The sequence below is a fragment of the Winogradskya humida genome (assembly GCF_016862215.1).
In the GTDB taxonomy this organism is placed as follows: Bacteria; Actinomycetota; Actinomycetes; order Mycobacteriales; family Micromonosporaceae; genus Actinoplanes; species Actinoplanes humidus.
The window spans coordinates 1-24232 of record NZ_BOMN01000157.1 but is presented as its reverse complement, the minus strand read 5'-3'; the positions used below and the strand labels follow the sequence as shown (position 1 = coordinate 24232).

Below are 24232 nucleotides of genomic sequence, written 5' to 3'. Positions count from 1 at the left end.
TCGGGCCGTGCACAGTGGCATCCATGAACGATCCCGGCTCGAAGTCCTGGCACAGCCGAATGAGCCCGAGGCGCAGATCTCGGGACGCCTCTGCACCGTAGAGTTCAGCGAGCTCACGTCCGGCAGAGCTTCTCGACTCCCCGACAAGCGAATGCAGCGGGGCTTGGAAGGCACGGCCCGCACCCTCGATGCTTGCGCGAATCCGTGACCAGGTCCGGCGCCCCGTCGCAGAGTCTCCGTACCGGAGATTGAATCCAATGTTGGACCGTCCGGTCGCAGGGCCGTCAGCCCGACCCGAAAAGGTCTGCCAGCCGCGGAAGTTCGTCGTGATCAACTCTCCATCCCGACAGCAGCAGAAGGTGCGCCAGCTTGCGCCCGTGCGAGTGCTCGAACAGATGAACTTCGAGTCCAGCCAGGAATCCTCGCGAAGAAAGAACGCATCTGCGGGCTGCTCGATCCGAAGGCCCACCTCCACGCGGCGGAAAATGAGCCGCGTGTCCGACAGATCAAAATGGGAGGAAATCATCCCGAAGCGACCGCCGCAGATGATCACCGCGCGCGCCTCGATCCGAGTCTGGCCGTCGGCTGTCGTCACATCCGCGGCGTACCAACCAGCCGGGCCGGTTGATATGAGACTCACATGCCCCCGAACTGTCCGGTCTAGCGCGTCTTGCTGGAGAGCTCTCATCAGGGCGTACCGGCTCCCGATCGTCATGTACGACGACAAGTAGCGTTTCGGCTCGAAGTGGTCAGTGTCTTGATCAGCGCCTGACGCTCGGCGATGCGGGAAGGAAGGAGTCACCAGCCCGCCAGACGCAAGCAGTGTGCTGACGGCTGCATATGCGCTGCGCAGCTCAGCCTGGGGCTTGATGGCCCACAACTTGCTTGCCGAGGGGAAGAACGAGAACTTGCCGTCGGAGAACAGCCCTGCTCCGCCTATACCGCTCGTCAAATGGGTTGGGTTCTGCACATCGCGAGCGTCGAGACTCGGGCCTTCTTCAACCAGTACGGCACGTACGGAGGCATGGCTCACAGCTGCCATTGCCGCGAGGCCGGCGGGTCCTCCGCCCACAATGAGAACGTCTGTCCGGATGCCCGACGAGGCCGGAACTCGATCTTCGGCGTCTCTCGCATACCGTCGCATTCAACCTCGGCCATCGTCCGCACTTCGGCTCACTGCAGGTAACGCACTCTCCTCCGGCCCGCCACGCCGTGAAAAGGCAGACCCCGGTCCCATGCAGTAGGTGCAAAATCTGCGAACCGCCAACACCCCCACCCCGCCGCCAAGCCCCGCCGCCAAGCGCACCAACCACCCCGAGCACACCCAAGACCTTGAGGACACCCAAGACTCCTGGCGCACTCATCACCTCGAGCGCACCCACGCGTAGCACGCCTCACGACCCGGGCGCACGACCCCTGACGCACCCGACGCCCCCGACGCACCCGACGCACCCGACGCCCCTAGCGCACCCGACGCCCCTAGCGCACCCAAGACCCCTAGCGCGCCCACCGCACCGTGGGGGTCCGGGGGCTCGGCCCCCGGCAGCAGACATAAACGAGAAAATCCCCATCCGCGCTATCCGCGGATGGGGATCACCCATTTTCGAAGGTGGAGCTGAGGGGACTCGAACCCCTGACCCCCACACTGCCAGTGTGGTGCGCTACCAGCTGCGCCACAGCCCCTTGCCTGTTGTTTCCGGTTCACCCGGGCACAGGAAGAAATAGTACACACCCCGCGAGGGGGTCCCGCAGGGGGTCCCCGGCGCCCACGGACCAGGGCCGGCCGCCCCGCCGAGAAGGGCGGGACCCAGGCCTGCTCAGTTCAGGGAGACGTCGGGCGGGAAGTGGGCGACCGCGGCGAGGATGTCGCCCTGGCGGCGGAGGACCATGGCCCAGAGGTCGTCGGGGCGGTGGACGAAGGGGTCACCGGGGAGGGCGTCGAAGACGAACCAGGAGCCGGAGGCGACTTCTTCTTCGAGTTGGCCGGGGGACCAGCCGGAGTAGCCGGCGAAGACCCGGATGCCGGCGATGCTGTCGCGGAGGCGGTCGGGGTCGGCGGAGAGGTCGACCGTGCCGAGGGCGCCGGCGACCTGGTGGAAGCCGGAGACGCGCTTTTTGACCTCGGGGCGGGTGCGGGCGAGGCAGATCGCGGATTCGGGTTGGACGGGGCCGCCTTCGAAGAGGACCGCGGGGTCGCCGGCGAGTTCGCCCCAGCCGCCGAGGACGTCGGAGACCGGGACCTCGGTGGCCCGGTTGAGCACGACGCCGAGGGCACCGCCGGTTTCGTGGGCCACGAGCAGCACGACCGTACGGTCGAAGTTGGGGTCTTTCAGTGTGGGAGTCGCGACCAGGAGCTGACCGGTCATCGACTCCACTGACCGACCTCCGATTCGCTGCTCTTCACTGAACACAACAGCCTCGCCTTCGCGCCATGCTTGGACATTAGCTTGCAGTCCGGCCAGCGATAAGGGCTGCGGGTGAACGAGCGGCTCCCGGGGTGGAGATCGACGCCATAGGGGTATCCCCGGCGGGGCGCCGGGTGTCACGGCCATGACAGCGCGTCCACGGATGCCGGCAGGGCGGGTGCGTGCAGGCCGGTGGCGCGGCTCAGCAGGGTGAGGACGTGTACGGCGAGCAGGTGACCCGGCAGTCCGTCGCGCCCGCGGTGTCCACTGGTCAGGTCGTGGTCGAGCAGCACTTTGGTGTCGGCCGTGTTGGCCTGCTGCAACGCCATCGACAGTTTCCAGGCGTGCCACGGCGGCACCCGGTCGTCGTTGGCGCCGGTGGCGAGCAGGACCGACGGGTATCGCCGGTTCGGGCGTACCTGGTGCAGTGGTGAGTAGGTGACGAGCCAGCCGGCCGCGGCAGGGTCGTCGGGGTCGCCGTATTCGCGCAGCCAGGTCCCGCCCAGGCCGCCGAGGTGGTAGCGGAGCATGTCGGCGAGCGGTGCCACGCCTACGACAGCGGAGAACAATTCCGGTTCGCTGGTCATCGCGGACGCCACCACCAGGCCGCCGTTGCTGACTCCCATGGCGGTGAGCTGACCGGCCCGCACGTAGCCGTGGTCGGCGAGGTGCCGGGCGGCTGCGCGGAAGTCGGCGACGGTGTTGTGCTTGCCGGCGCCCCGGCCGGCCGCGGCCCACGGTTCGCCGCGTTCGCTGCCGCCCCGGGCGTGCACCCAGGCGACCCGTCCGCCGGCGTCCAGCCAGGTGGCGAGCATCAGGTCGAAGCCGGGTTCGAGGCTGATGCCGAAGCCGCCGTACACCGTCATGAGGGTGGGTCTGGTCCTGATCGCGCCGGCGTCGGGTTCGGCGACGGTGATCGGCACCTGGGTGCCGTCGGCGCTGACCGAGACGAATTCGCGCAGCGTCGAATGTTCGACGCCGGGCATGGTGAGCGGGTCACCGGCGGTGATGCGGTGCAGCCACGCACCGTATCGGGGGTCCTCGGCGAGCATCCACGCGGCGTCACCGAGCCGGCCGGGGCTGGGGGCGACGTCACCGAGTTGCACGGCGGCGGGCCACCGGAACGAGCCGGTGAGCCGGGGCGGCGGTCCGGGGTCCCAGAGCTGGACGACCCGGCTGGTGCTCTCCCGGCGCAGGAGCAGCAGGGCTGTGCGGCCGTCGGGGCCGCGCAGCGCGCGTACGAGTCCGATGGTGCTGCCGTCCTGCGCGCCGAGCACCTGCTCGGGCAGCACCGGGCGGCCGGCTTCCAGGGCGGCGAGCTCGATGCCGATGACGTCCGTTCCCGCCAGGTAGAGCCGCCCGTTGTCCATGCCGGTGTCGGCGATCCCGGTCAGGGGCACCGGCACGGCGATCCAGTCGAGCTCGGCGCCGTCGCGCCACCGGGCCAGCCAGTACGCGGCCGGCCGTCCCGCGGCGGCACGGACCTGCAGCAGCAGGCGCGTACCGTCCGGGGTGGCGGACAGCCCGGCACGCACCGGGCCGGGGATCGGCAGCCGCAGTTCGGTGATGTCGCCGTCGGGAACGCGCAGCGCCCGCAAGCGGTGGTCGGCGCGGGTGCCGCCGGTGTACGCCAGCCAGTCCCCCAGCCACGTGACCGCCGCGTACGGCGCCGCGTCGGGCAGGAACCGCACGGGATCGCCGGTGATCGAGTCGTACAGCCAGAGCCCGCCGCCCTCCCGCCCGGCCTCGTGGATCTGGACGGCGACCAGGATGCCCGTGGGGTCGACGTGCCACCCCGCGAGCTTGCCGCGGGCGCCGGCCCGGGTCGGGTCGACGAGCACCTTGCGGACCCCGGCGAGCTCGACCGTGATCACGTGGTCGGTGTGCTGCGTACGCTCCTGCCGGAAGGTCCGGGGCCCCCGTTCGACCGGGGGCCGGACCGGGAGGCCCGCGGTGCGCCGCTGGGTCTCCCCCAGTGCGTCGGCCCAGCCGTCCCGGTCGGTCCCGGTCATCTCCTTCCACAGCTCGTTCTGCTGGTCGGCCAGCCATTCCTGCGTCCGGGGGTGGTCGGGGTCCTCGAGCCACCGGAACGGGTCGTCAGTCACGGGACACCGCCACGGCGAGCTCGGGGATCTGTTCCGGCAGTTCGGCCGGGGACGTCTGCGAGGTCGCTCGCAGGATCACGGCGGCACCGACGAGAGCCAGGATGAGGACGATCGCAGCGGCCCCGAACATGGTCGGCGCGACGCCCCAGGCGGCGACGGTGAACCCGGCGATGATCGGCCCGAGCGGCCCCGCGGCCATGGCGAGCAGCCCGATCGAGCTGTTCACCCTCCCCTGCAGCCCGGCCGGGGTGAGCCGGATCTGTTCGGTGCTGACCACCACGTTGACCACCGGGCCGGCCGCGGCGGCGAGCCCCAGCACGACGGCGGAGGGCCATCCGGTGGGGACGACCAGGAGCAGCAGCAGTCCGACGGCGACCAGGGCGGTGCCACCCGCGACGCCGATGGCCGGCGTGAACCGGCTCGCGATCGGTGCCGCGGCGATGGCACCGGCAAGAGCGCCGACCCCGATCGCGGCCATCTGCACGCCGACCGCCAGGCCGCCCTTGCCGTTGTTGTGCGCGGCGGCGACGAGGATGACGAGCAGCGAGTTGAACACGAGGTTGAGCAGGGTGGCGTTGATGGCCACGTAGCGCAGGAACGGTGACTTCAGCACGAACCGCAGTCCCTCACCCGCGGCTTTCAGCACCGGCTGCGGTTCGCTGTCGGCGGGCAGGGCGATGCGGACCGCCGCCATGCACACCGCGGCGAACAGATAGGTCAGCGCGTCGATCACGAACACCGTGGTGGCGTCGAAGGCCACCAGCGCACCGCCGAGCACCGGACCCGCCACCATCGCGACCGCAGCCCGGCTCTGGATGAACGCGAGCGCCTTGGGCAGCAACGGTTCGGGGACGACGCCGCGGACCGCCGCGCTCTCGGCCGGTGCGAGGCAGCTGCCGACCGCGCCGACCACCACGGAGGCGAGGACGAGGACGAGCAGGCCGGCCGCGCCGGCCGCCAGCGCGACGGCGAGCAGCGCGACGGCCGTAGCCGCGATGAGGTTGGCGATGACCATCAGCTTGCGCCGGTCGACCCGGTCGACGAGCACGCCGCCCGGCAGCCGGGTGGCGACCGCCGCGGCGGCCATCGCGAAGCCCACGATCCCGGTATGGGACAGGTTGCCACTGAGTTGGAAGGCGAGCACGGGCATGGCGACCATCGATGCCGCGGTGCCGATGGCGGACGCGGTCTCCCCGCCGAACAGCAGCCAGAATCTGTTGTCGAGTCGTGTGCCGGTCATGGTGTTCCTCCAGTTCGGTCGTTCACGGCGTTCCTCCTTCGGCTCGCTCCGTCACGGGACGGAGGGGGCGGGCGGCCAGGACGGCGGGAATCACCGCGGCAAGACCGCAGATCAGTGGGATGATCACGACGCCCATGACGTCGAGGACCGGCAGTGCGCGTCCCGTGGCGCGGGCCAGGGGCATCAGGCCGCCGATGCCGACGAGGAGCCCCAGCAGGATGCCGATGGCCGCCGCGGCGAGCGCTTCACCGGCCACCAGCCGCAGGAGTTGGTCCTTGCGACCGCCGAGCAGGCGCAGCGTACGGTTCTCCGGCCCTCGGTCCGCCTGAGCGAGACCGGCGCTGTTGGCCAGCGAGAGCACGGCGTAACCGGCGAGCACGAGCGCGATGATCAGCGGGGCGAGGCTGTCGGCGCTCTCCCGCGGATCCAGGGCGTCCAGATAGGTGCCACGGTCGACGACCGTCGCTCCGGGCGTCACCGGCCAGGCGGCCGGATCACCACCGAGCAGAATCATGGTGAGCATCGGGTCGGGGCTGTGCGCGACCGCCAGGTCCATCGGCAGGAGAACCCCGGCAAACCCGAGATCGTTGTCGTACGCCGTGACGAGTCGAAGGTCGTGCCGGGTGCCGTCGTCGAGCAGCAGCGGCACCTGCTCACCGATGCTCCACTTGTGCTGCTTGGCAATGTCCTTGCTGGCCGCGAACGTGTCCCCGGTCAGCGCGGTGAGCCCACCGGCAGCCGGCCCCAGATCCAGGAGCCCGGCCAGCGCAGCGCCGTCGGCCCCCGCCGCGGCGATGCCGGTCGGCCCGCCCTGCGACGTCTCGGCTGCCGGCTGGACCGTGGTGTCCAGAAGCCGGGCCGCCGTGCCGGTGTATCCGGCGGGAAGGGCGAGCGGCAGGCCGGCCGACCCGGCGGGCACGACGAGATGAGCGGCCTGTACGCGCTGAGTGGTCTGCTCGACCACGCCCGCGTCCAGCGTCTTCGGCGCGCTGAGCAGCGCGGTGCTGAGCCCGACGGCGAGCAGCGCCGGACCGGCGAGTCCGGCCGTCCGCAGCGTGGACATTCGCAGGTTGGACGCGATCAGGTGCCCGACGCCCCGGTCGAGCCGCGCGACGAGCCCGGCCAGCGGCGTGAGCAGCGGCGTCAGCCACGGGCTCAGCACCGTCAGCGCGGGAACCAGGATCAGGACGGACACGGTCGCCGCCGCGCCCATGACGAGGGCACCGCCGCCACCGTTGACCAGCATCGGCGCTGCGCCGAGGGCGAGCAGGACCAGACCGATGAGCAGCCGCGAGAACCGCCGCCGCAGCTTCACCGCACCGGAGCCGCTGTTCAGCGCGGCTGCCGCGTCGAGCCGGCCGGCCTGCCGGGCACCGCTGAGGCTCGCCACCAGGGTCAGCGACACGGTCAGCAGCACCGCGAGCGCGAGCGCCCCCACAGCGGCTCCACCGAGGGACACCGCCGGGGTGTCGGTGGGCAGGATGTCCGCGCCGACGAGTGCCGCGCGGGCCAGTTTCGCCCCCGGGAGGGCGCCCAGCAACGCGCCGAGCAGGGCCACGGGCACCGCGATCAGCGCCGCGTCACCCAGCACCAGGCGGCGCAGCCGGCCGCTGGACACGCCCAGCGCCCGCAGCACGGTGAGTTGCGGCGTCCGCTGGCTGGTCCATAGCGACATCGTCGTCCCGAGCACCGTCGCCGCCGATGTGATCAGCGCGAACAGCAGCAGGGACAGCAGGTTGATGCCGCCACCGATCTTGTTCTCGGTGACGCCCGTGTCGCCGGTCTTGTAGTCCTCGGGCGCGAGAACCCGCAAACCCGGGAGCCCGGCGCTGAGTGCGGCCCGCAGCTCGGCGGCATCCTGGCCGGCGGCGCCCGGGACGAGGATCGCATGGGGCAGGGTGCTGCCGGCCATCGCGGCGAGCTCCTGGTCGGCGAGCAGCAGCACCGGGCCACCCGCTGCCGTACTTTCGGATGCGCGCAGGATGCCGGAGACCCGGCGGCTGACGACGCCTGCCGCGCTCAAGGTCGGCACGCTCGCCCCGACGTCGATCCCGGCCTCGGCGGCGGTCGCCGCGTCGACGACCAGTTCGTTGCCGGCCGGGGCAGCACCCCGGTCGAGCTGATAGCCGTCAGCCACGGCGGCGGAGAAATTCCAGGCCCGGGTGGTACGCCCGTCGACATCGGGCAGCAGCGCGTCACCGCGCACGATCGACACCGTACGGTCCCGATATTCGACTGCCTGCTGTGCACCGGGGACGGTCCTGACCCGCGTGAGGGCGTCCGCGGGCAGCGCCCCCGCCACCTGGTCGTCCGGTGTGGTGGCGACGACAACCGCGGAGACCGAGCCGAGGCCGGCCCGCTCGGGCTGCTCCCAGCCCGCGAGCGTGGTGAAGAGCAGTGCGGCCACCCCGACCACGACCGCCGTGACAAGACAGGTGATCGCGACGCCGAGGACCCGCCCGGGACTGTGCCGGGCGTCGCTGACGAAGAGCCGGAGGCGTGCGCTCATCGGTGCGACACCACCCGGTGCGCGATCTCCTCGGCGGAGGCGCCGTGCAGTTCCGCGCTCAGGACCCCGTCGAACAGCAGCAGGACCCGGTCCGCGGCAGCCGCCGCGGCGGCGTCGTGGGTGACCATGACGATCGTGGTGCCCTGCTCGGTGGCGAGGCGGCGCAGCAGGTCCAGAACCTCGCGGCCGGCCTCCTGGTCGAGCGCACCGGTCGGCTCGTCGGCGAAGAGCACGACGGGCTCGGTGAGCAGCGCGCGGGCGATGGCGACCCGCTGGCGCTGGCCGCCGGAGAGCTGGGCCGGGCGGTGCTTGAGGCGCTCGCCGAGGCCGACGAGGTTGAGCAACTCGACGGCGCGCCCCCGCAACGCGGGCCGGCCGGCGAGACGCGCGGGCAGGTAGACGTTCTCCACCGCGGTCAGCGAGTCGATGAGGTTGAAGTGCTGGAAGACGAACCCGACGCGGTCTCGGCGCAATCGGGTCAGCTGCTTGTCGGAGAGGTTGTCGATGCGCTGACCGGCGACTTCGACCGTGCCGGTGGTGGGCCGGGTGAGACCGGCCGCGCACATCAGCATGGTCGTCTTGCCGGAGCCCGACGGTCCCATGAGGGCGGTGAAGGTGCCGGCCGGGAAGGCCGCCGACACACCACTGAGGACAGCGGTGGCGTCCGCCGCGCGTCCGTACCGTTTGGTGACATCCCGCAACCGCAGCGCGGGTGGGGCTTCGACGAGGGTCTGAGACATGTTTCCTCTCCCGGGGTTTCTTGGTCTTTTCGCGCGTTTCCCCGGGGGTGCGGGCTCGAAAGTCCGCACCCCCGGGGATAAACACACCGGCTGTTCAGAAGATCAGGAGCAGTTGAAGAAGCTGAATGAGCTCCACGGAGCGTCCTCGGGACGGGTGTCCTCCGTGGTCTCCTGCAGCGACAGGACGGCGTTCATCTTTCACCCCCCTTGCCGGATAAATCCGTCACGGTTCTGTCGGATCAGTGGCAGTTGAAGACGGAGAGCGAGCTCCACGGGGCGTCCTCGGGACGGGTGTCCTCGGGGGTCTCCTGCAGCTTCAGGATCGCGGTCATGTCAGTACCTCCAGGTAGAAAGTGGATCGGTGGGTGAAGGGGTTGCTCAGTGGCAGTTGAAGACGGAGAGCGAGCTCCACGGGGCGTCCTCGGGACGGGTGTCGTCCGGGGTCTCCTGCAGCTTCAGGATCGCGGTCATGTCAGTACCTCCAGGTAGAAAGCGGATCGTTGGGTGAACGGGTGATCAGGAGCAGTTGAAGACGGAGAGCGAGCTCCACGGGGCGTCCTCGGGACGGGTGTCCTCGTTGGTCTCCTGCAGCTTGAGAATGCTGGTCATGTGTTTCACCTCCTCGCGGGTCTCGACGTGGCGTGGGCCGGTCGGCCTAGGAGCAGTTGAAGAGGCTGATCGAGCTCCACGGGGCGTCCTCGGGACGGGTGTCGTCCGGGGTCTCCTGCAGCTTCAGGATGCTGGTCATCTGTGTCACCTCCTCCGGTGTCTCGAAGCGACGTGGGCCGGTGGGCTCACGAGCAGTTGAAGAGGCTGATCGAGCTCCACGGGGCGTCCTCCGGGCGGGTGTCGTCCGGGGTCTCCTGCAGCTTGAGAATGCTGGTCATCTGTGTCACCTCCTCTCGATGTCATGGGGTGGTGCCGGCCGGTCAGGCCACCGGCTCGACCGGGTGGTGCGCCACGGGGGCGAGCGCACCGGGAAGGGCGGCCCTGTCGGGCTCGTCAGCTACGGTCAGCGCCAACAGGGCGCCGGCCGAGCCGGTGGCCAGATCGGTGGAGAGCCGGATCAGCTGGTCACCGTGCAACACGCGGCCGTTACCGACCGGGGCGGCGTGCAGGGACAGCAGCCGGCGTTGGTCCGCCAGAGCCTCGTGCCAGTCCGGCCATCGCCTCGCCACGTTGGCGAGCAGATACACGATTCCGGCACGTCCGTTGAAGAGCCCGCCTTGCGCCATCGCCTCGACGGCGCCGGCCCGGGCAGCGGCCAGGACGATTTCCGTCACCGGCACGCGGGTCTCAGGTGGCAGGGCGAGAGCGGCCAGGGCCACTCCTGCCGAACCCTCATTGAGGTACGGAAGCAGCTTGCCGTCCGTCAACAGCTGCAGCGTGCCCTCGGCTCGCCGGCCATGTCTCAGATCGGTCAGCAGCGCCTGCTCCGCGAGTTCCGTCCACCGAGGATCCCCGGTGAGCAGCGCGCAGCGGGCGAACAGCACCGCAGGTCCCGACCAGCCTCGCATCAGCCCCGGCCGGCGTAGTGCGTCAGGATCGCCGGCCTGGTCCGCGACGGTCTGCGCCAGGCGTAGCCCGTCGCTCTCCCGGCCGACGTCCAGCAGCAGCTGGGCCAGACCGGTGCGCCCGTCGTAGAGGCTGGCGGATCGTGGTGGCGGGCGGTCCAGGATCCGGTCGATGATCGCCCCGGCCTCATAGGTCGCCCCGAGCCGATGCAGCATCAGGGCGCCGCCGGCGAGACCGTCGTAGAGCCCCGACGGTGTATCGGGTCCGGCTCTGCGGCAGGCTTCCGCCAGCCAGTCCAGATGATTGTCGGGTACGCGTACCCGAGCGGCCTGCAGCGCGAGCAGCACACCCGACGCCCCGTAGGCCAGTCCTACCGCGCCGCCGGGCCGGTCCAGTCCGATGTCACCCGGGTAGAGACGGTCGGGCCGGCCGAGGGTGGCCGCGGCGCGGATGCCCTCGATCAGGTCGGCCGCAGCCGGTGGATCCGGTGGACCGCCGGCTGTGGCGGTGTCCCGTAGTGCCGGGGCTCGGCGCAACCCGTCCGTCATCTGCTGGACGGTGCTCGCGCTCAATCCGTACGTCCGGGCCGCCAGCGTCAGCAGCGAGCCGGCGATCGCCGGTTGCTGGGCCATCAGCGCGGTCATGTGACCGTACGAGGTGAGCCGGCAGCAGGCCAGTGCGAACAGGTCGGCGTCGCGGGCCGTCGTGAGGGAGGGATGGCTGAACCCCGGCGCACCGAGTGCGCCGTGATGGGGGCCGTCGATGTCGGCGGCGAGCTCGAAGTCGAGCAGCACCACCCGGCCGTCCGGTCGCAGAACGATGTTCTGACTGTGCAGGTCACCGTAGGCGACACCGGTGGCGTGCAGTTCCAGCAGGCATCGCTCGACCTCGTCGAAGATGGTGGTCACCCGGGCGGCATGGGTGCGCAGGGCTTCCGGGCCGGGCCGGTGCCGCAGCAGCGGCAGTTCAGCGCCGAGCCAGGCGGCGACCGTACGCCCCTCGATGTACTCGATGACCAGGTATTCGTGTTCCCAGGCGGTGAAGTAGCCGTACACCTCGGGAACGAAGTCGAGATGCCCGAGCCGTTCGAGGGTCCGGTGCTCGTTGCGCAGCCGGTGCACCGCGTCGCGGCCCCGGGCGTCGAGTCCGGCGTGCGGCCGGGCCTCCTTCAGGACGACGGTGCGCCCGTCCGGCCCCTCGGCCAGGTAGACGCCCCCGGCGTTGGAGAAGTGCAGGGCCTTGGTGACCACGTAGTCACCCACCCGCGCCTCGGCCGGCGTCTCGTCCAGCGGTGGCCAGAACTCGGGCAGCGTCACCCCGTCGGGCAGGGTGAACCCGGGGGTCCGCCGGTCGGGGACGAGCGTGCCGGCGGCATCGCGGAGCGCCGCGACCTTCGAGCCGTCCGGTTGCTCGCACCACATCGGTACGAAGGCGCCGTACCGCAGATAGACCGGGCCTTCCCGGAACCGCAGATCCGAGAGGACGTACGGGCCCGGCGTGCCACCGAGCTCGGCATCGAGCGCCGAGACAACGTCGTGCAGTTCAGCGGCGGTGCGGGGATAGACGGTGACGACCTTGCCGCTCGAAGCCCGCGGCGCGTACTTGCTGTTGGTCACCGTCACCACGAACCGGCTCCGGAGGAATTTCCACGGCACCGAGAGGCGCTGACAGATCGCCCAGACGGCGTCGACCAGGTCGCCCGCCCCGTCCGGGGTGGCGCTCAGGTGCACCTTCCAACCCTGGTCGGGCACCGGCACCCCGTCGCTGGGCAGCATCACCGTCCAGACGCCCTGCTGCTCGCGCCGCCACCCGTCCGGGAGGGCCCGGGTTACTGCCGGCAGCCGCGTCGAATGGTCATTGCAGCGGGCCAGCGGCTCGTAGAAGCGCTTATCGGATACCGCATAAGATTCATATCTGAGATCCATGTCAGTCCTCCTTTCCGATGTCGTTGGCGGATCTTTGCAATGTCGTCAGCAGCACCAGACCTCGCCCTCCCCGGTGGCCGAGACAACCGGCTTGACCTGCGGGTTCACCGGCGCTTGAGCACCGGAGAAGACCAGCGCCGCGATGAGCGCGGAGACGATGGCGACCGTTTTTGAGCGCGACAGAGCTACCTTCGACATTTCAATTACCCCCGTGAATGCTGCGAGTTCCCGTTTTCGTTTCGGCGTCTCGCTTCTGGAACCAATACTGGCCCCCGCAATGGCGTGCCGGAAGGGTTTAGGCCTTGCACGGACACGCCATGACACGTCCCTGTCACACATGTGCAGCCGGCCGGGTGCCCGAGCCAGGAGGAAACGGACCAATCAGCGCCACGTGGCGGGTGCGGTAAAACGCAACCCCGGAAAGTCAATGGACGGAACGGCTGGTCCTACCTAGACCTTTACCGAATGCGGGGTCAGACCACAAGCCCCATCAGCGGTTAAGATACGACAGGTCCCACCGGGGGGTGACGCTCCGCTAGAAAGGGCATCAGTGGACGCAAAGAGGGCATCCGAATCCGTCCCGCAGCAGACCCTCGACATCTACCGGACGCTGCGCCTGCGCGAGGACGAGGGCGTGGCAGCGGTTCTCTCCTCGTTGGACCTCACCGAGGGCGAGCGCACCGACGCGGTGACCGTCCTCAAACAGTTGAGCCTGCTCACCGAGCGCCAGCAGACCGGCGAGCTCGTCCTCGTCCGCCCCGAGGCTGCCCTGCTGCGGGTGGCCCACGAGAGCGAGACCGTCTACGGCGAGCTGCAGAGTCAGCTGAGTGACAACTTCGCGCTGGTGCGGCGGCTGGTCGACGACTTCATGCCACTGTCCGTCCAGGACCCCAGCGACACCACCATCCAAGTGATCACCGATCCGCACCGGCTGGCCGTGATCCTGGACGACTTCACCGAGCACACCCAGCGCGAGATCCTCTCCATGCACCCCGGCCCGCTGCCGTCGAAGGCGATGGTCGAGGACGCGCTGCCCCGCAGCCAGATGCTCGCCGAGCGGGGCCTGCGCATGCGCAGCATCTATCTGCAACGGCTCATCTCGGCGAGCTACGTCCTCGACAATCTGCGCCAGCTGGCCGACCTCAAGTACGAGATCCGCATAGCCTCGCTGCTGCCGGTCCGGCTCATCATCTCCGACGGCCGTCAGGCGATCATCCCGGTGGATCCCGAAAATGGCCGAGCGGGTGGAATCCTCATTTCAGGAACCCTTTTCGTACGCTCCCTGGTGCGCATCTTCAACTATTTCTGGGACAGTTCTTCCAGCTTCGACGAGATCTCCAAGAGCCAGCTCAGCGTCGACATGTCCGTGGAGGAGCAGGCCGTCCTGCGTATGCTGGCCTCCGGCGTCAAGGACGAGAAGATAGCCCGCAGCCTGGGCGTTTCCCTGCGCACCGTGGCCCGCATCGTCGCCGACCTGATGACCCGGCTGGAGGCCGAGAGCCGTTTCCAGGCCGGCGTCCGCGCCGTTCAGCTCGGCTGGCTCTGACCGCACGAAGAAGGCCCCCACCGCATCGGTGAGGGCCTTCGTTCATGACGGGACTACTTGGTGATTTTCACCGTGTAGACCTTGTAGGCCGAGGTGTTACCGGCCTTGTCCTGCGCGCGGTAGGAGATCTTCAGGGTGCCCTTCGCGACACCCTTCAGGCCCGTGCTCCACGCACCCTTGGTGTTCGGGGTGACGCTGATCAGCTTGGCCTTGGCGAGCGCCTTGCTGTACGACGTCGTCTTCACCCACTTCGAACCGGTGTAGTAGTACCACTTGCCCGAGCGCTGCTCGACGAGCTTGACCTGAACCTTGGCGACGCCCAGGCCCTTGTCCGCCGTCGTGCCGGTGACCTTCTTCCACGACGACACGTGGCTCGCCTTGGCGGGCGTCTTGACGCTCACGGTCGGCTTGTAGGTGTCCTTGGTGACCTTCACCGAGCCGACGGCGACGGCCTTACCGGCTCCGACGGCGTTGTACGGCGTCGCCGTCACCTTGAACGTGCCGGCCTTGACGTACTTGTGCGCCACCGCGGAGGTGTTCGGCGAGAACGTCGACGTCGCGCCGTCGCCCCAGGCAACCACGATCTTGCTGGCGCCGGTCACGCCCTTGACCCCGACGGAGACCGACTGGGTGGCCCAGATCGAGGTGGTGTTCAGCTTGAACTGACCCGGCTGGGCCGTCACCTTGACCGTGGCGGCCTTGACGACGCCCGTGTTGCCGGCCTCATCGGTGAGCGCGACCGAGACCGAGAAACTGCCGGCCTTGGTGTACGCGTGGGTCGCGCTCGTGGCACCCACCGCAAGCGTCTGCGGCGCGCTGCCGTCGCCCCACGTGATGACCCGCTTGATGTTCGCCGCCGCAGTGGTGTCGTCGGCGACCTTGACCTGCGTGAGCTTCACCGTCTGGCCGGCCCACAGCGCCGTGGCGCTCAGCGTGTACGTGCCGGTCGGGGCGGTGACGTCGAGAACCCCGGCCGCGGAGCGCGGTGCCGGGTCGGCGGTGATCGGGGTGTGCGCGGCGAAGTAGTTCACCAGCATGGTGAGGTCGTTGTCGCCGGTCGTGATCCGATCGGTGCCCTTGCCGAGGGTGAGGAAGTTGTCGCCACCCGCGGCGAGGAACGAGTTCGACGTGACCCGGTAGGTGCCGGCCGGGTTCAGCGTCACGCCGTTGAGCTTCAGCGACGACGCGATGATGCGCTCACCGCGTGCCTTGGCGACGTCGTAGGAGTAGGTGAGCCCCTTCGACGAGCCCAGGTGCAGCACCGGCCGGGAAGCCCCGTCCGGCTGCCACTGCTCCTCCAGCACCTGCTTGATCTGGGCACCGGTGAGCGTCTGGGTCACCACGTCGTTGGCGAACGGCTGCACGGCGAACGCGTCGGAGTACGTGACCGTACCGTCGGTGCCGTACTTGAGGTCCGCCCGCAGGCCGCCCGGGTTCATGAGGGCGATCTGCGCACCGCCGCGACCTGCGGCGCTGGTCTGGTCGAGCTGGACGTCGGCGATGAAGTTACCCATCACCGATTCGGCGCCGCGGTCCTCGGTACCGGCAGCGGTGTACGCCCGGTTGATGTCCGCGGTGATCTTGCCGAGCGGCTGCTTGCCGAGCTCGGCCGCGGTCGCCTTCGCCTTGGCCACGATGTCCGCGACGGCCTGGTCCGGCGTGTAACCCGTGACGTTGAGCAGCTCGGCGGTCGACGCGGTCACCGATTTGGTGGCCGGGTCGTACGTGAGGACCGCCTTGCCGAGCTTGACGCCGTAGTCCTCGGCCTGGATGACCGGGCGCTTGCGGTCGGTGCCGGGGACCGGGACCTCGAACGCGTACGGCTGGTGCGTGTGCCCGCTCAGGATCGCGTCGATGTCGGCGCTGACCCGGGTGAAGTCCCCGAAGACCGGGTCGGCCTGCAGGGCTTCCGCGGTGCTGATGTTCTCGGTCGCCGCGCCCTCGTGCGCGAGCAGCACGAGCACGTCGGCCTCGCCGTTCGCCTCGTTGCCGTCGGAGAGCTCCGTCGCCAGCTTGTTCGCCTCGGCCACCGGGTCGCGGAACTCCACGCCCTTGATGCCGTCCGGGCTGACCAGCGAACCGGTCTGCTCGGTGACGACGCCGATGTAGCCCACGCGTACGCCGCCAAGCGTCTGCACCGAGTAACCGGGCAGGACGCGCTGGCCGTCCTTGTAGACGTTGGCCGCGAGGTACGGGAAGTCCGCGCGGTCCGAGACGCGACCGGTCAGGTCGGCGAGGCCCTTGTCGAACTCGTGGTTACCGACGGCGGAGACGGCCAGGCCGCCAGAGTTGAGCGCGTCGATCGTCGGGTTGTCACCGTCGATCGCGGAGATGAACGTGGACGCGCCGATGTTGTCACCGGCAGAGACCCACGCGGTGTTCGGGTTCTGCGCGCGGAGCTGGTTGACCGCACCCACGAGCTGGGCGGCGCCGCCGACTCCGGTGGTCGGCGACTCGAGCCGGCCGTGGAAGTCGTTGATGCTGAGCAGCTGCAGGTCGACCGGGCCGGCCGCCTTGGTGTTCAGGCCGATGACGACCGGGTCGTGGTCGCTGGCGCGGTACGGCCCGTCCTCGTAGAACGGCGCGTAGCCGTCGTACTCGTACGCGAAGGACTCGACGGAGTTGATGTTCCAGATGTCGACGCCGGTGACCCGGTCGGCGAGCGTCGGCGTGGCGAACGCGTGGTCGAGCGAGCCGGACTCGCCGCCGAAGACGTACGAGTTCTTGCCCGGCGCGAACGTGCTGTGCAGGTCGGTGTAGCCCTTGTCGTACAGGACCTGGACCGGGTCCTCCTGCGTGTACGCGTTGAAGTCACCCAGCAGCAGCACCTTGTCGGTCTTGCTGTCGGCCTTCACGCCGTCCACGAACGTCGCGAGCGCGGCGGCCTGACGCTTGCGGTCGCCGTTGTACGGTCCCTGCCCGTCACCGGTGTCGACGTTGTCGCCGGTCGGAGCGACCGAGGCGCTCTTCGACTTGAGGTGGTTGGCGACGACCGTGAAGTCGATCGTCCCGGAGGTGAACGTCTGCGCGATCGGCTCGCGAGCGTTGGCCCACACGGTCTCGTCGTTGACCGAACGCGAGGCACCCTTCGGGGTGACCTTCGCCGGCTTGAAGATGATCGCCGTGGTGATGTAGTCCTGCTGAGCGGCGCCCGGCAGCTCGGCCGGTGAGCGCACGTAGTCCCAGGAGCCCGCGCCGTCCTTCGCGTTCAGCGCGCCGACCAGGGTCTTGAGCGCCAACTGCGGGTCGTTCGCGTCGAAGCGGACGGAATTCTCGATCTCCATCAGCGCGACGACGTCGGCGTCCAGCGCGGAGATCGCCGAGACGATCTTCGCCTGCTGCTTCGCCAGCGCGGCCGCGTCGGTCGCGCCCCGGGCCTCGCCACCGAAGTGGACGAAGTAGTTCAGGACGTTGAAGCTCGCGAGGCGGATGTCACCGCCGACGTCGACCGGGTTGGCCGTACGAGCGTTGGTGTCCGCGAACGTCGTCCGCTGCGCCGCCGGGGTGGTCGCGTCGACCGGGGTGGCCGGCTGCAGACGCCACTCGGCGAACCCGTACGACAGAACGACCGGACCGAACGCAGCGACCGTGTCACCGACACGCAGCGGGTCGTCCTTCGCCAGGTACGGCGGGGCGAGACCGGCGGTGGAGAGGTTCGTGGTCTTGCCGTCGTCGAGCAGGATCCGGTCGAGCTTGTTGTCGGCCTTCACCTTCGCCGCGGCGTCGGTGCCGGGCCGCGCCACGTCGGTCGGAACCTTCGCCGGCTTGTCACCACCGGCAAGCACGATCTCGCCGTAACGGTTGGTGTTGTAGACATCGGAGACGGCGTACGCCCCGGACGGCGCCACCAGCATCGACTCGGCCGACTCGCGCGCCGCGTCATCGAGCGGGAGCTTCAGCGCCACCGGCGTGGGCAGCGTCGCGTCGTGCGAGCAGACCTGGGTGTCGGTCTTCGCGGCGAGGGTCAGCTCGGTGAAGGCGTTGTACTCACTCGGAGTGCCGCTCACCCGGACTACGTCACCGATCGCCACGGTCGGCAGGTTCGCCGCGACCGCGTACACGAAGAGACCGTCGGAAGCGGTGCCCGCGGCAACCGGCCGGTTTCCACCGGAGCCCGCGGTCTGGATGTAGAAGCCGTTGTAGCCACCGGTGCGGTGGTCCGCGGTCACGACGCCCTCGACGGTGACGCGGGTCCCGGCGAGCGGGGTGTCCGCACCGGTGCCCTGCACCTCGGCGATCGTGTGATCCGGCGTCACCGTGCAGCCGGTCGGGTCCTCGGGATCGGGATCGCCGGGCGTCCCCGCCGTGTTGAGCGCCCCGAACGTGCTGGTCAGCGGGCCCTGCCAGACGCCGTTGATCTTCTGCAGCGACTGCCCCACCGGAGCGCTGGTCTCGCTCACCCCGATGTCGACACCGGCCTTGCCCGCAGCCGGCCCCCCGACCGCGGTGAACGTGCCCTCGTAGGTGAGGAATTCCGCGACCGTCCCATCGGCGGCAACCAGGGCCACACCGTCGGGCGCCCCGTTCTGGATGCCGTCCACACCGTAGGTCTGGACCTTCACACCCGCGGCGGGAACAACCCCGCTCAGCGTCTTGGTGTCGTAGGCCGCTCCACCGTTGCCGTTGTACAGCACGATCTGCCAGCCGGTCAGATCAAACCCGACCGGCGCCTCGACCTCGACCGACTCGCCGCTGTCCGTACCCGCGTTGTCGTAGTGGATCTCACTGATGAACGGCGTGGTCCCGGCTTCCGCCGCGTGCGCGGGAGATCCGGTGAAGCTGAGGCCCAGCGCGGTGGCGACCGCAGCGGCACCCGCTTTGCGCATATATCGACGCATAGAGATTTTTCCTCCGAGGACTGGTATCCGCCGGAGCGTAAACACATTGGATGACGTTCTTTTCTCACTCAGGTAACGGAAGAGCAGTCAACGCCCAAAATGACCGCGCCATTGTGCGCCTTTGTACGCCCGGTCAATCCTATTTGTACGCAGCCGCCCACCCCTTTCGCACCGGTGCTATGGAAAACGCCCCAACGCCGTTATGGCCCCACGCAGCCCCCAGGGCCGAGCCCCGAACCGCACCCGCCATCGCCCCAACCACAACCGGCACCACCCCGACCGCAACCCGCCGTCACCCCGACCACAACCGGCACCACCCCGACCACAACCGCCATCGCCTCAACCGCCACCGCCGTCACCCCGACCGCAACCGCCGTCACCCCGACCACAACCGGCACCACCCCGACTGCAACCGCCGTCAGCCCGACCGTAATCGGCACCACCCCGATGGCACCGACCAGCCCACCCGCAGGCCCGGTGATGCGCCTTACGCATCGCGACGGAAAAATATGACGGTCGCGGCCGCGAGCAGAATCAAGGTCCAGAGCCCTGTCACGACCATTCCTCGTACGCCCTCAGCGGCCCGACCGGCATCCGGCACATAGGTCACCCACCGAGCACCCCCGCGCAGCAATGGCGCCGCCACGAAGAACCATCCGAGCAGAACTGTCAGGGCAGGAACGGCGCCACGCATCAGCAACGCCACCGCTGCCGCCAGCAGCGTGACGAGGGCGAGATACCAGGCGTGGCCGGCCACGACACCGGCGACACCGCCCGTCACACCCAGCACCGCCACCTTTGCGGCCAGGAACTTCCCTCGGCGCGGCACAGCGACAAGACTGGTCCGCATCTGACCACCCGCATACTCCGACGCGACCGTGACAACTGCCAGCACCAGAAACCCGGCCTGCGCGTACTGCACGTCGCCCCTCGCCACGGCGATCAGCGCGGCGAGGCTCAGGAGGCTCAGCCAGGCCGCGGGCAGCGTACCCATCTTGAGGATCTCGGCACGAAGCGTCATGCGTCGCTCCGCTGGAATCGGAACGCACCCACCGCGAGGAGAACCACGGTCCAGCCCAGCATGACAAGCCCACCGGTCACCGGGCCTATCTCCACCCCGGTCGGTGAGCGCCGCAGAAACATGTGCGGGCCGGCCAGGTCGGGAAAGTAGTTGGCCGCCGGCACCACTCGAGAGAGCAGATAGGTGAAGGAGATGACCGACGAGTTGAGGAGCAACACCACCAGCGGTACCACGCCGTTCCGCGTCAGCAGCGTTATCCCGAAGGCGATAAGCGCGGTCAGCACCCAGTAGACGATCAACCCGACGCCCCGCCCGACCACCCCGGGCCCGAGATCCTCTCCCGTGCCGGCCAGCATCGTCAGCATGATCACGGTCGCGAGCATGGCCGTCGTGGCCACGGTCAGCGACAACGCCGCAGCCTTGGCGGCCAGGAACCGCATCCTGGACGGTACGGCGGTCAGGCTCGCCACGATCTGCCGGGTCGACGCCGAATCCTCGCCGTCGTCGCGGTACTCGCTGCTCACCGCCACCACGCCGAGCAGGATCGCACCGATGACCCCGAACGTGAGCTCGAGGAACGCCACGTCGACGGCGGCACTGCGCTCGCTCGGCGCACTCACGGCCGCGATCGCTGGAGCACAGAGGACCCCGAGCGCCACCCCGGCCCGCGCCGACGGGAGCCGCAGAAGCTTGCACAGCTCCACCCACACGAGCCTCATGACGACGTCAACGCGAAGTAGGCGTCCTCGAGCGAGCCGTGCTCGCCGGTGACGGTGTCCAGCGTCCCCCGAGCGGCGATCCGGCCCCCGCTGATCACCACGACGTCATCCACGATCTCGGCGAGCTCACTCATCAGGTGACTCGACAGCAACACCGTCCCCCCGGCGCGCGCCCGGGTGCGGACCAGCTCGCGCACCCAGCGGACACCACCCGCGTCCAGCCCGTTGAACGGCTCGTCGAGCACCAGCACACCGGGGTCCCCGAGCAGCGCCGCGGCGAGCCCGAGCCGGCGACCCATGCCCAGCGAATACCCCCGTACCCGTTTATTCGCCGCGGACTCCAGACCGGCCAACTCGATCACCTCCTCGACCCGCCGCCGCGACAACCCGTTACTCGCGGCAACCCACCGAAGATGGGCGCGCCCGGTGCGTGACCGGTGCGCGCCGCTCCCGTCGAGCACCGCACCGACACATGTCAGCGGTCTGCGCAGCGCGGTGAACGGGCTGCCGTCGACGAGCGCACGGCCCTCCTGCGCGTGATCCAGGCCGAGCAGGATGCGCAGAGTGGAGGACTTACCGGCGCCGTTGGGGCCGATGAAGCCCGTCACCCGCCCGGGCCGAGCCACAAAACTGACGCCATCGAGGACGGTCACCCGGCCTCGCCGCTTACTGACGTTCTCGATCTCGATCACACCGGCAATGCAACCGGATCGGGCGGTGCCGCACATCGGACCACGGCCTGTAAGACCCTGGTCTTACGTCTACGCTCCAGGTGATGAGCGCGACGCCGCGACCGGTCTCACCACTCGAGTTCATTCCCATGGCAGGTGCGGCCACGATGGTGCTGGCCGGCTTCACGTGCGCGGTCGGGGGCAGCGGGCCGTTCGCGGTGGCGATGCTCGCCTCGGTCGCCGTCCTGACCACGGCCATGGCGGTATGGGCAGTCTGGCAGGTACGCAGAAACCGGCTGAACTACGAGGCACGGCTGACCGCCTGGGCGGCCACGGAGGCGACGCTCGCCGAACGGTTACGCATCGCCCACGACCTGCACGACATCGTGTCGCACGGGCTCGGCCTGATCACCGTACGGGCAGCCGCGACGCGGCACCTCGCGCGCGGCGGCCCAGGTGACGACGGCGAGATGCGGGCGGCCCTCGCGGACATCGAGGACGCCGCCCGGCAGTCGACCGCGGAGTTACGGCGGATGCTGGCTGTGCTCCGCACACCGGATGACATGGGTCCGTTGCTGCCCCTGGAGACGCTGGACCGCGTACCGGACATGGTCGCCGGTGCGGAGGTCGCGGGTCTGCGTACCCAATTGGAGATGGAAACGGCCGGGACGGTCTCACCCGGCGTGCAGGTCGCGGTCTGTAAAACCGTCCGGGAGGCATTGAGCAATGCGGCCAGGCACGCCGGGCCCACTGACGTCGACATCCGGATCGCACACGACGCGGGCGCTGTTCTCGTGACCATTCAGGACCACGGCCCCGGCGATGCCTGGAAACCGGCACCGGGCGCGGGCCACGGACTCACCGCCTTACGGGAACGCATCATCGGGCTCGGAGGCAGTTTCACCGCGGGACCGGCGGGACACGGTTTCCGGCTCGTCGCGCGTATTCCGGATGAGGTAGTCAGGTGACTGCTCCGGGCGTACGCGTCATGCTGGTCGATGATCAGCCACTGCTGCGCCGCAGCCTGGCGATGATCATCAACGACGCACCCGGCCTGGAAGTGGTGGCCGAAACCGACAACGGCCTGGACGCGGTAACAATCGCCCGCACAATCCGCCCGGACGTCATTCTCATGGACATCCGGATGCCCCACCGCGACGGCCTCGCCGCCACCCGTGAAATATGCGCCGAACCGTTACTCGCCCCGACCCGGGTCCTTGTCCTCAGCATGTTCGAGCTCGACGACTACGTCTATCAGGCCCTGCTCGCCGGCGCCTCGGGCTTCCTGCTGAAAGACACCCGCCCCCAGGACCTGATCGACGCGATCCACCGCACCCACCAGGGCGAATCCCTTTTCGCCCCCTCGATCCTGACCCGCCTGATCGCCCACTACGTAACGGCGCCCCGCCTCCCGCAACCCGTCTCGGTGCGCGGCCTGACCAGCCGCGAAACCGAAGTTCTGACCCTGATCGGCCGAGGCCACTCCAACCAGGAAATCGCCGACCAGCTCAACATCGCGGTCAAGACGGTCAAAGCGCATATCACACACCTTCTATCCAAAACGTACGCCCGAGACCGCGCCCAACTGGTGATCGCCGCCTACAACGCCGCCCTCGTCCACCCAACCCCTTGAGAGACAATCCGCCGCCCGCCGTTTAAGGTGTCCGGACGTCCTCGCGCCACTCCCCCGACGAAAGGCACCCTCGTGACTCGGCAGATGAGCCGTTACGGGATCCGAGCCGCCTCGGTCGCCCTGCTGGTAGCAGGCACGATCACCGGCGTCTACGTCGGGCAGAACCGCCAGGACCAGGACGAACTGAGCCGAGCCGCCTCAATCACCAACCTGGACATGGCCCAGTCCTACGCAGCCGACATGCAGCTGCTCAAACAGCGCCAGAACGAACACGCCGCCGCCCGCTCCTGGCAACGCCAGGCAGAAGGCCAGGCCGCCACCAGAGCCGCCACCGAGGCAAAAGCAGCCGCCAGCAAGGCCAAGAAAATCGAAACCCGGGTCATCGCCGCCAAGAAGGCGGAAGAAGCCCGCAAAAAAGCTATCGAAAACGGCGGCCCCGTCCCCTACGACGGCCCCATCCCCTCCTCCTGCTCCGAATACAGCGGCAGCCGCGCCATCGGCTGCACCCTGACGTTGTCGGCCGGCTTCGGCCTGGACCAGTTCCCCTGCCTCGAAAAGCTCTGGACCAAGGAAAGCGGCTGGAACTACAAGGCCGCCAACCCCTCAGGCGCCTACGGCATCCCCCAGGCACTGCCAGGCAGCAAAATGGCCTCCGCCGGCTCGGACTGGAAGACAAGCCCGGCCACCCAGATCAAGTGGGGCCTGGGCTACGTCAAGGGCCGCTACAGCACCCCCTGCGGCGCCTGGTCCTACTTCCAAGCCCACAACAACTACTGACCAGCCCAACGGCGGCCACGCTCACCCACGAGCAAGGGGGCCGCGTCACGGCGTGTTCGGTTTTGAGAGCTGTTCGGTATTACCGGACAACTGCATCGACCCCCACCACACGGCCGTAAGCAGGATCCAAAACCGCCGCAACACCCTGGACACAGTCGCACCGGCAACGAAAGCAAGCGGCCAGAGACACACCTCATCGCTCGTCCCCGCAGCGGAGCCGACGAACCGATTCAGCGGTGGCTGTTCGCTGAGCTCTTATCGTGTGCAAGCTCTGCTCCCATCCGGCTCAGAGCGCAAGACGCGCCAGCGCCAACGCGCGCCCCGCCGCACCGTAGTGGCGTCCGGAGACTCGGCCCCCGGTAGCAGACATGACGAGTCGGCCCTCACTCGCGCTTTCTGCGAGTAGAGGGCCGCCAGGACGACTCGTGGAGGTAGTGAGGACTTACTGAACCTCGCTGAGCGGGCCACACGCCTCCGTGAGGTGCTGCTAACCGACTAGCGCAATAGCTGAACGCTTGCGCGGTCAGGCAATATCCCGGCGATTCCGGAAACCGGTCCAGCGGACATCGCTCGCCGGACTCAGGACTC

Annotated in this window: 18 protein-coding genes and 1 tRNA gene; 4 read left to right on the top strand and 15 right to left on the bottom strand. The window is 69.1% G+C overall.

Annotation, left to right across the window (positions count from 1 at the left end; translation table 11 throughout):
• From Ahu01nite_RS49690 to Ahu01nite_RS49640, 11 genes are all read right to left on the bottom strand, one after another.
• Positions 1–595 (bottom strand): hypothetical protein (locus tag Ahu01nite_RS49690; protein ID WP_203843789.1); only part of this gene is annotated, 595 nt, incomplete at its 3' end.
• A gap of 1015 nt (positions 596–1610) precedes the next feature.
• Positions 1611–1683, bottom strand: a tRNA-Ala gene (locus Ahu01nite_RS49685).
• Positions 1684–1817: 134 nt separating this feature from the next.
• A complete protein-coding gene (locus Ahu01nite_RS49680; RefSeq protein ID WP_203843788.1) occupies positions 1818–2366 on the bottom strand; it encodes a YqgE/AlgH family protein in 549 nt (182 codons plus the stop codon).
• Between the two features lie 176 nt (positions 2367–2542).
• On the bottom strand, positions 2543–4510 hold the full coding sequence (locus Ahu01nite_RS49675; RefSeq protein ID WP_203843787.1) for a prolyl oligopeptidase family serine peptidase: 1968 nt from the start codon (positions 4508–4510) through the stop codon (positions 2543–2545).
• On the bottom strand, positions 4503–5750 hold the full coding sequence (locus Ahu01nite_RS49670; RefSeq protein WP_203843786.1) for an MFS transporter: 1248 nt from the start codon (positions 5748–5750) through the stop codon (positions 4503–4505). The genes Ahu01nite_RS49675 and Ahu01nite_RS49670 overlap by 8 nt, the downstream gene beginning before the upstream one ends.
• Positions 5751–5772: 22 nt before the next feature.
• Positions 5773–8259 (bottom strand): FtsX-like permease family protein, encoded by a 2487-nt coding sequence (locus Ahu01nite_RS49665; RefSeq protein ID WP_203843785.1) that lies wholly within the window; start codon positions 8257–8259, stop codon positions 5773–5775.
• Positions 8256–8999 carry an ABC transporter ATP-binding protein gene (locus tag Ahu01nite_RS49660; protein WP_203843784.1) on the bottom strand — a complete coding sequence of 248 codons (744 nt, stop codon included), beginning with the start codon at positions 8997–8999 and terminating at the stop codon, positions 8256–8258. The genes Ahu01nite_RS49665 and Ahu01nite_RS49660 overlap by 4 nt, the downstream gene beginning before the upstream one ends.
• Positions 9000–9101: 102 nt before the next feature.
• Positions 9102–9194 carry a class III lanthipeptide gene (locus tag Ahu01nite_RS49655; RefSeq protein ID WP_203843783.1) on the bottom strand — a complete coding sequence of 31 codons (93 nt, stop codon included), beginning with the start codon at positions 9192–9194 and terminating at the stop codon, positions 9102–9104.
• Positions 9195–9515: 321 nt separating this feature from the next.
• Positions 9516–9608, bottom strand: coding sequence for a class III lanthipeptide (locus Ahu01nite_RS49650; protein ID WP_203843782.1), 93 nt, complete (start codon positions 9606–9608; stop codon positions 9516–9518).
• A 320-nt stretch (positions 9609–9928) separates the two neighbouring features.
• A complete protein-coding gene (gene lanKC, locus Ahu01nite_RS49645) occupies positions 9929–12439 on the bottom strand; it encodes a class III lanthionine synthetase LanKC (RefSeq protein ID WP_203843781.1) in 2511 nt (836 codons plus the stop codon).
• Between the two features lie 45 nt (positions 12440–12484).
• Positions 12485–12637 carry a hypothetical protein gene (locus Ahu01nite_RS49640; RefSeq protein WP_203843780.1) on the bottom strand — a complete coding sequence of 51 codons (153 nt, stop codon included), beginning with the start codon at positions 12635–12637 and terminating at the stop codon, positions 12485–12487.
• Between the two features lie 352 nt (positions 12638–12989).
• Between Ahu01nite_RS49640 and Ahu01nite_RS49635 the strand changes: the two genes are divergently transcribed.
• Positions 12990–13985 (top strand): helix-turn-helix transcriptional regulator, encoded by a 996-nt coding sequence (locus Ahu01nite_RS49635; protein WP_203843779.1) that lies wholly within the window; start codon positions 12990–12992, stop codon positions 13983–13985.
• A gap of 53 nt (positions 13986–14038) precedes the next feature.
• Here the strand turns inward: Ahu01nite_RS49635 and Ahu01nite_RS49630 are convergent, their stop codons facing one another.
• The 4 genes from Ahu01nite_RS49630 to Ahu01nite_RS49615 form a co-directional block, all read right to left on the bottom strand.
• Positions 14039–18811 carry an ExeM/NucH family extracellular endonuclease gene (locus tag Ahu01nite_RS49630; RefSeq protein ID WP_239159798.1) on the bottom strand — a complete coding sequence of 1591 codons (4773 nt, stop codon included), beginning with the start codon at positions 18809–18811 and terminating at the stop codon, positions 14039–14041.
• A gap of 499 nt (positions 18812–19310) precedes the next feature.
• Positions 19311–19844: a hypothetical protein gene (locus Ahu01nite_RS49625; RefSeq protein ID WP_203843777.1), complete on the bottom strand. Its 534-nt coding sequence runs from the start codon at positions 19842–19844 to the stop codon at positions 19311–19313.
• The gene (locus tag Ahu01nite_RS49620) at positions 19841–20563 is read right to left on the bottom strand and encodes a hypothetical protein (RefSeq protein ID WP_203843776.1); all 723 of its coding nucleotides are present in this window, start codon (positions 20561–20563) and stop codon (positions 19841–19843) included. Before Ahu01nite_RS49620 ends, Ahu01nite_RS49625 begins: the two co-directional genes overlap by 4 nt.
• A complete protein-coding gene (locus tag Ahu01nite_RS49615) occupies positions 20560–21255 on the bottom strand; it encodes an ABC transporter ATP-binding protein (RefSeq protein ID WP_203843775.1) in 696 nt (231 codons plus the stop codon). The genes Ahu01nite_RS49620 and Ahu01nite_RS49615 overlap by 4 nt, the downstream gene beginning before the upstream one ends.
• A gap of 83 nt (positions 21256–21338) precedes the next feature.
• Here Ahu01nite_RS49615 and Ahu01nite_RS49610 point away from each other — a divergent pair, with 83 nt between their 5' ends.
• From Ahu01nite_RS49610 to Ahu01nite_RS49600, 3 genes are all read left to right on the top strand, one after another.
• Positions 21339–22202, top strand: coding sequence for a sensor histidine kinase (locus Ahu01nite_RS49610; protein ID WP_203843774.1), 864 nt, complete (start codon positions 21339–21341; stop codon positions 22200–22202).
• Between the two features lie 20 nt (positions 22203–22222).
• Positions 22223–22867, top strand: coding sequence for a response regulator (locus tag Ahu01nite_RS49605; RefSeq protein ID WP_203843790.1), 645 nt, complete (start codon positions 22223–22225; stop codon positions 22865–22867).
• Positions 22868–22939: 72 nt separating this feature from the next.
• Entirely contained in the window at positions 22940–23644 is a 705-nt protein-coding gene (locus tag Ahu01nite_RS49600) for an aggregation-promoting factor C-terminal-like domain-containing protein (protein WP_203843773.1), read from the top strand.
• Positions 23645–24232: the final 588 nt, after the last annotated feature.

Coding starts and splice junctions, on each gene's coding strand:
- lanKC (WP_203843781.1), bottom strand. CDS start 12,439: ATGGATCTCAGATATGAATCTTATGCGGTATCCGATAAGCGCTTCTAC.
- Ahu01nite_RS49630 (WP_239159798.1), bottom strand. CDS start 18,811: ATGCGCAAAGCGGGTGCCGCTGCGGTCGCCACCGCGCTGGGCCTCAGC.
- Ahu01nite_RS49670 (WP_203843786.1), bottom strand. CDS start 5,750: ATGACCGGCACACGACTCGACAACAGATTCTGGCTGCTGTTCGGCGGG.
- Ahu01nite_RS49650 (WP_203843782.1), bottom strand. CDS start 9,608: ATGACCAGCATTCTCAAGCTGCAGGAGACCAACGAGGACACCCGTCCC.
- Ahu01nite_RS49660 (WP_203843784.1), bottom strand. CDS start 8,999: ATGTCTCAGACCCTCGTCGAAGCCCCACCCGCGCTGCGGTTGCGGGAT.
- Ahu01nite_RS49610 (WP_203843774.1), top strand. CDS start 21,339: ATGAGCGCGACGCCGCGACCGGTCTCACCACTCGAGTTCATTCCCATG.
- Ahu01nite_RS49665 (WP_203843785.1), bottom strand. CDS start 8,259: ATGAGCGCACGCCTCCGGCTCTTCGTCAGCGACGCCCGGCACAGTCCC.
- Ahu01nite_RS49655 (WP_203843783.1), bottom strand. CDS start 9,194: ATGAACGCCGTCCTGTCGCTGCAGGAGACCACGGAGGACACCCGTCCC.
- Ahu01nite_RS49625 (WP_203843777.1), bottom strand. CDS start 19,844: ATGACGCTTCGTGCCGAGATCCTCAAGATGGGTACGCTGCCCGCGGCC.
- Ahu01nite_RS49640 (WP_203843780.1), bottom strand. CDS start 12,637: ATGTCGAAGGTAGCTCTGTCGCGCTCAAAAACGGTCGCCATCGTCTCC.
- Ahu01nite_RS49620 (WP_203843776.1), bottom strand. CDS start 20,563: ATGAGGCTCGTGTGGGTGGAGCTGTGCAAGCTTCTGCGGCTCCCGTCG.
- Ahu01nite_RS49605 (WP_203843790.1), top strand. CDS start 22,223: ATGCTGGTCGATGATCAGCCACTGCTGCGCCGCAGCCTGGCGATGATC.
- Ahu01nite_RS49680 (WP_203843788.1), bottom strand. CDS start 2,366: ATGACCGGTCAGCTCCTGGTCGCGACTCCCACACTGAAAGACCCCAAC.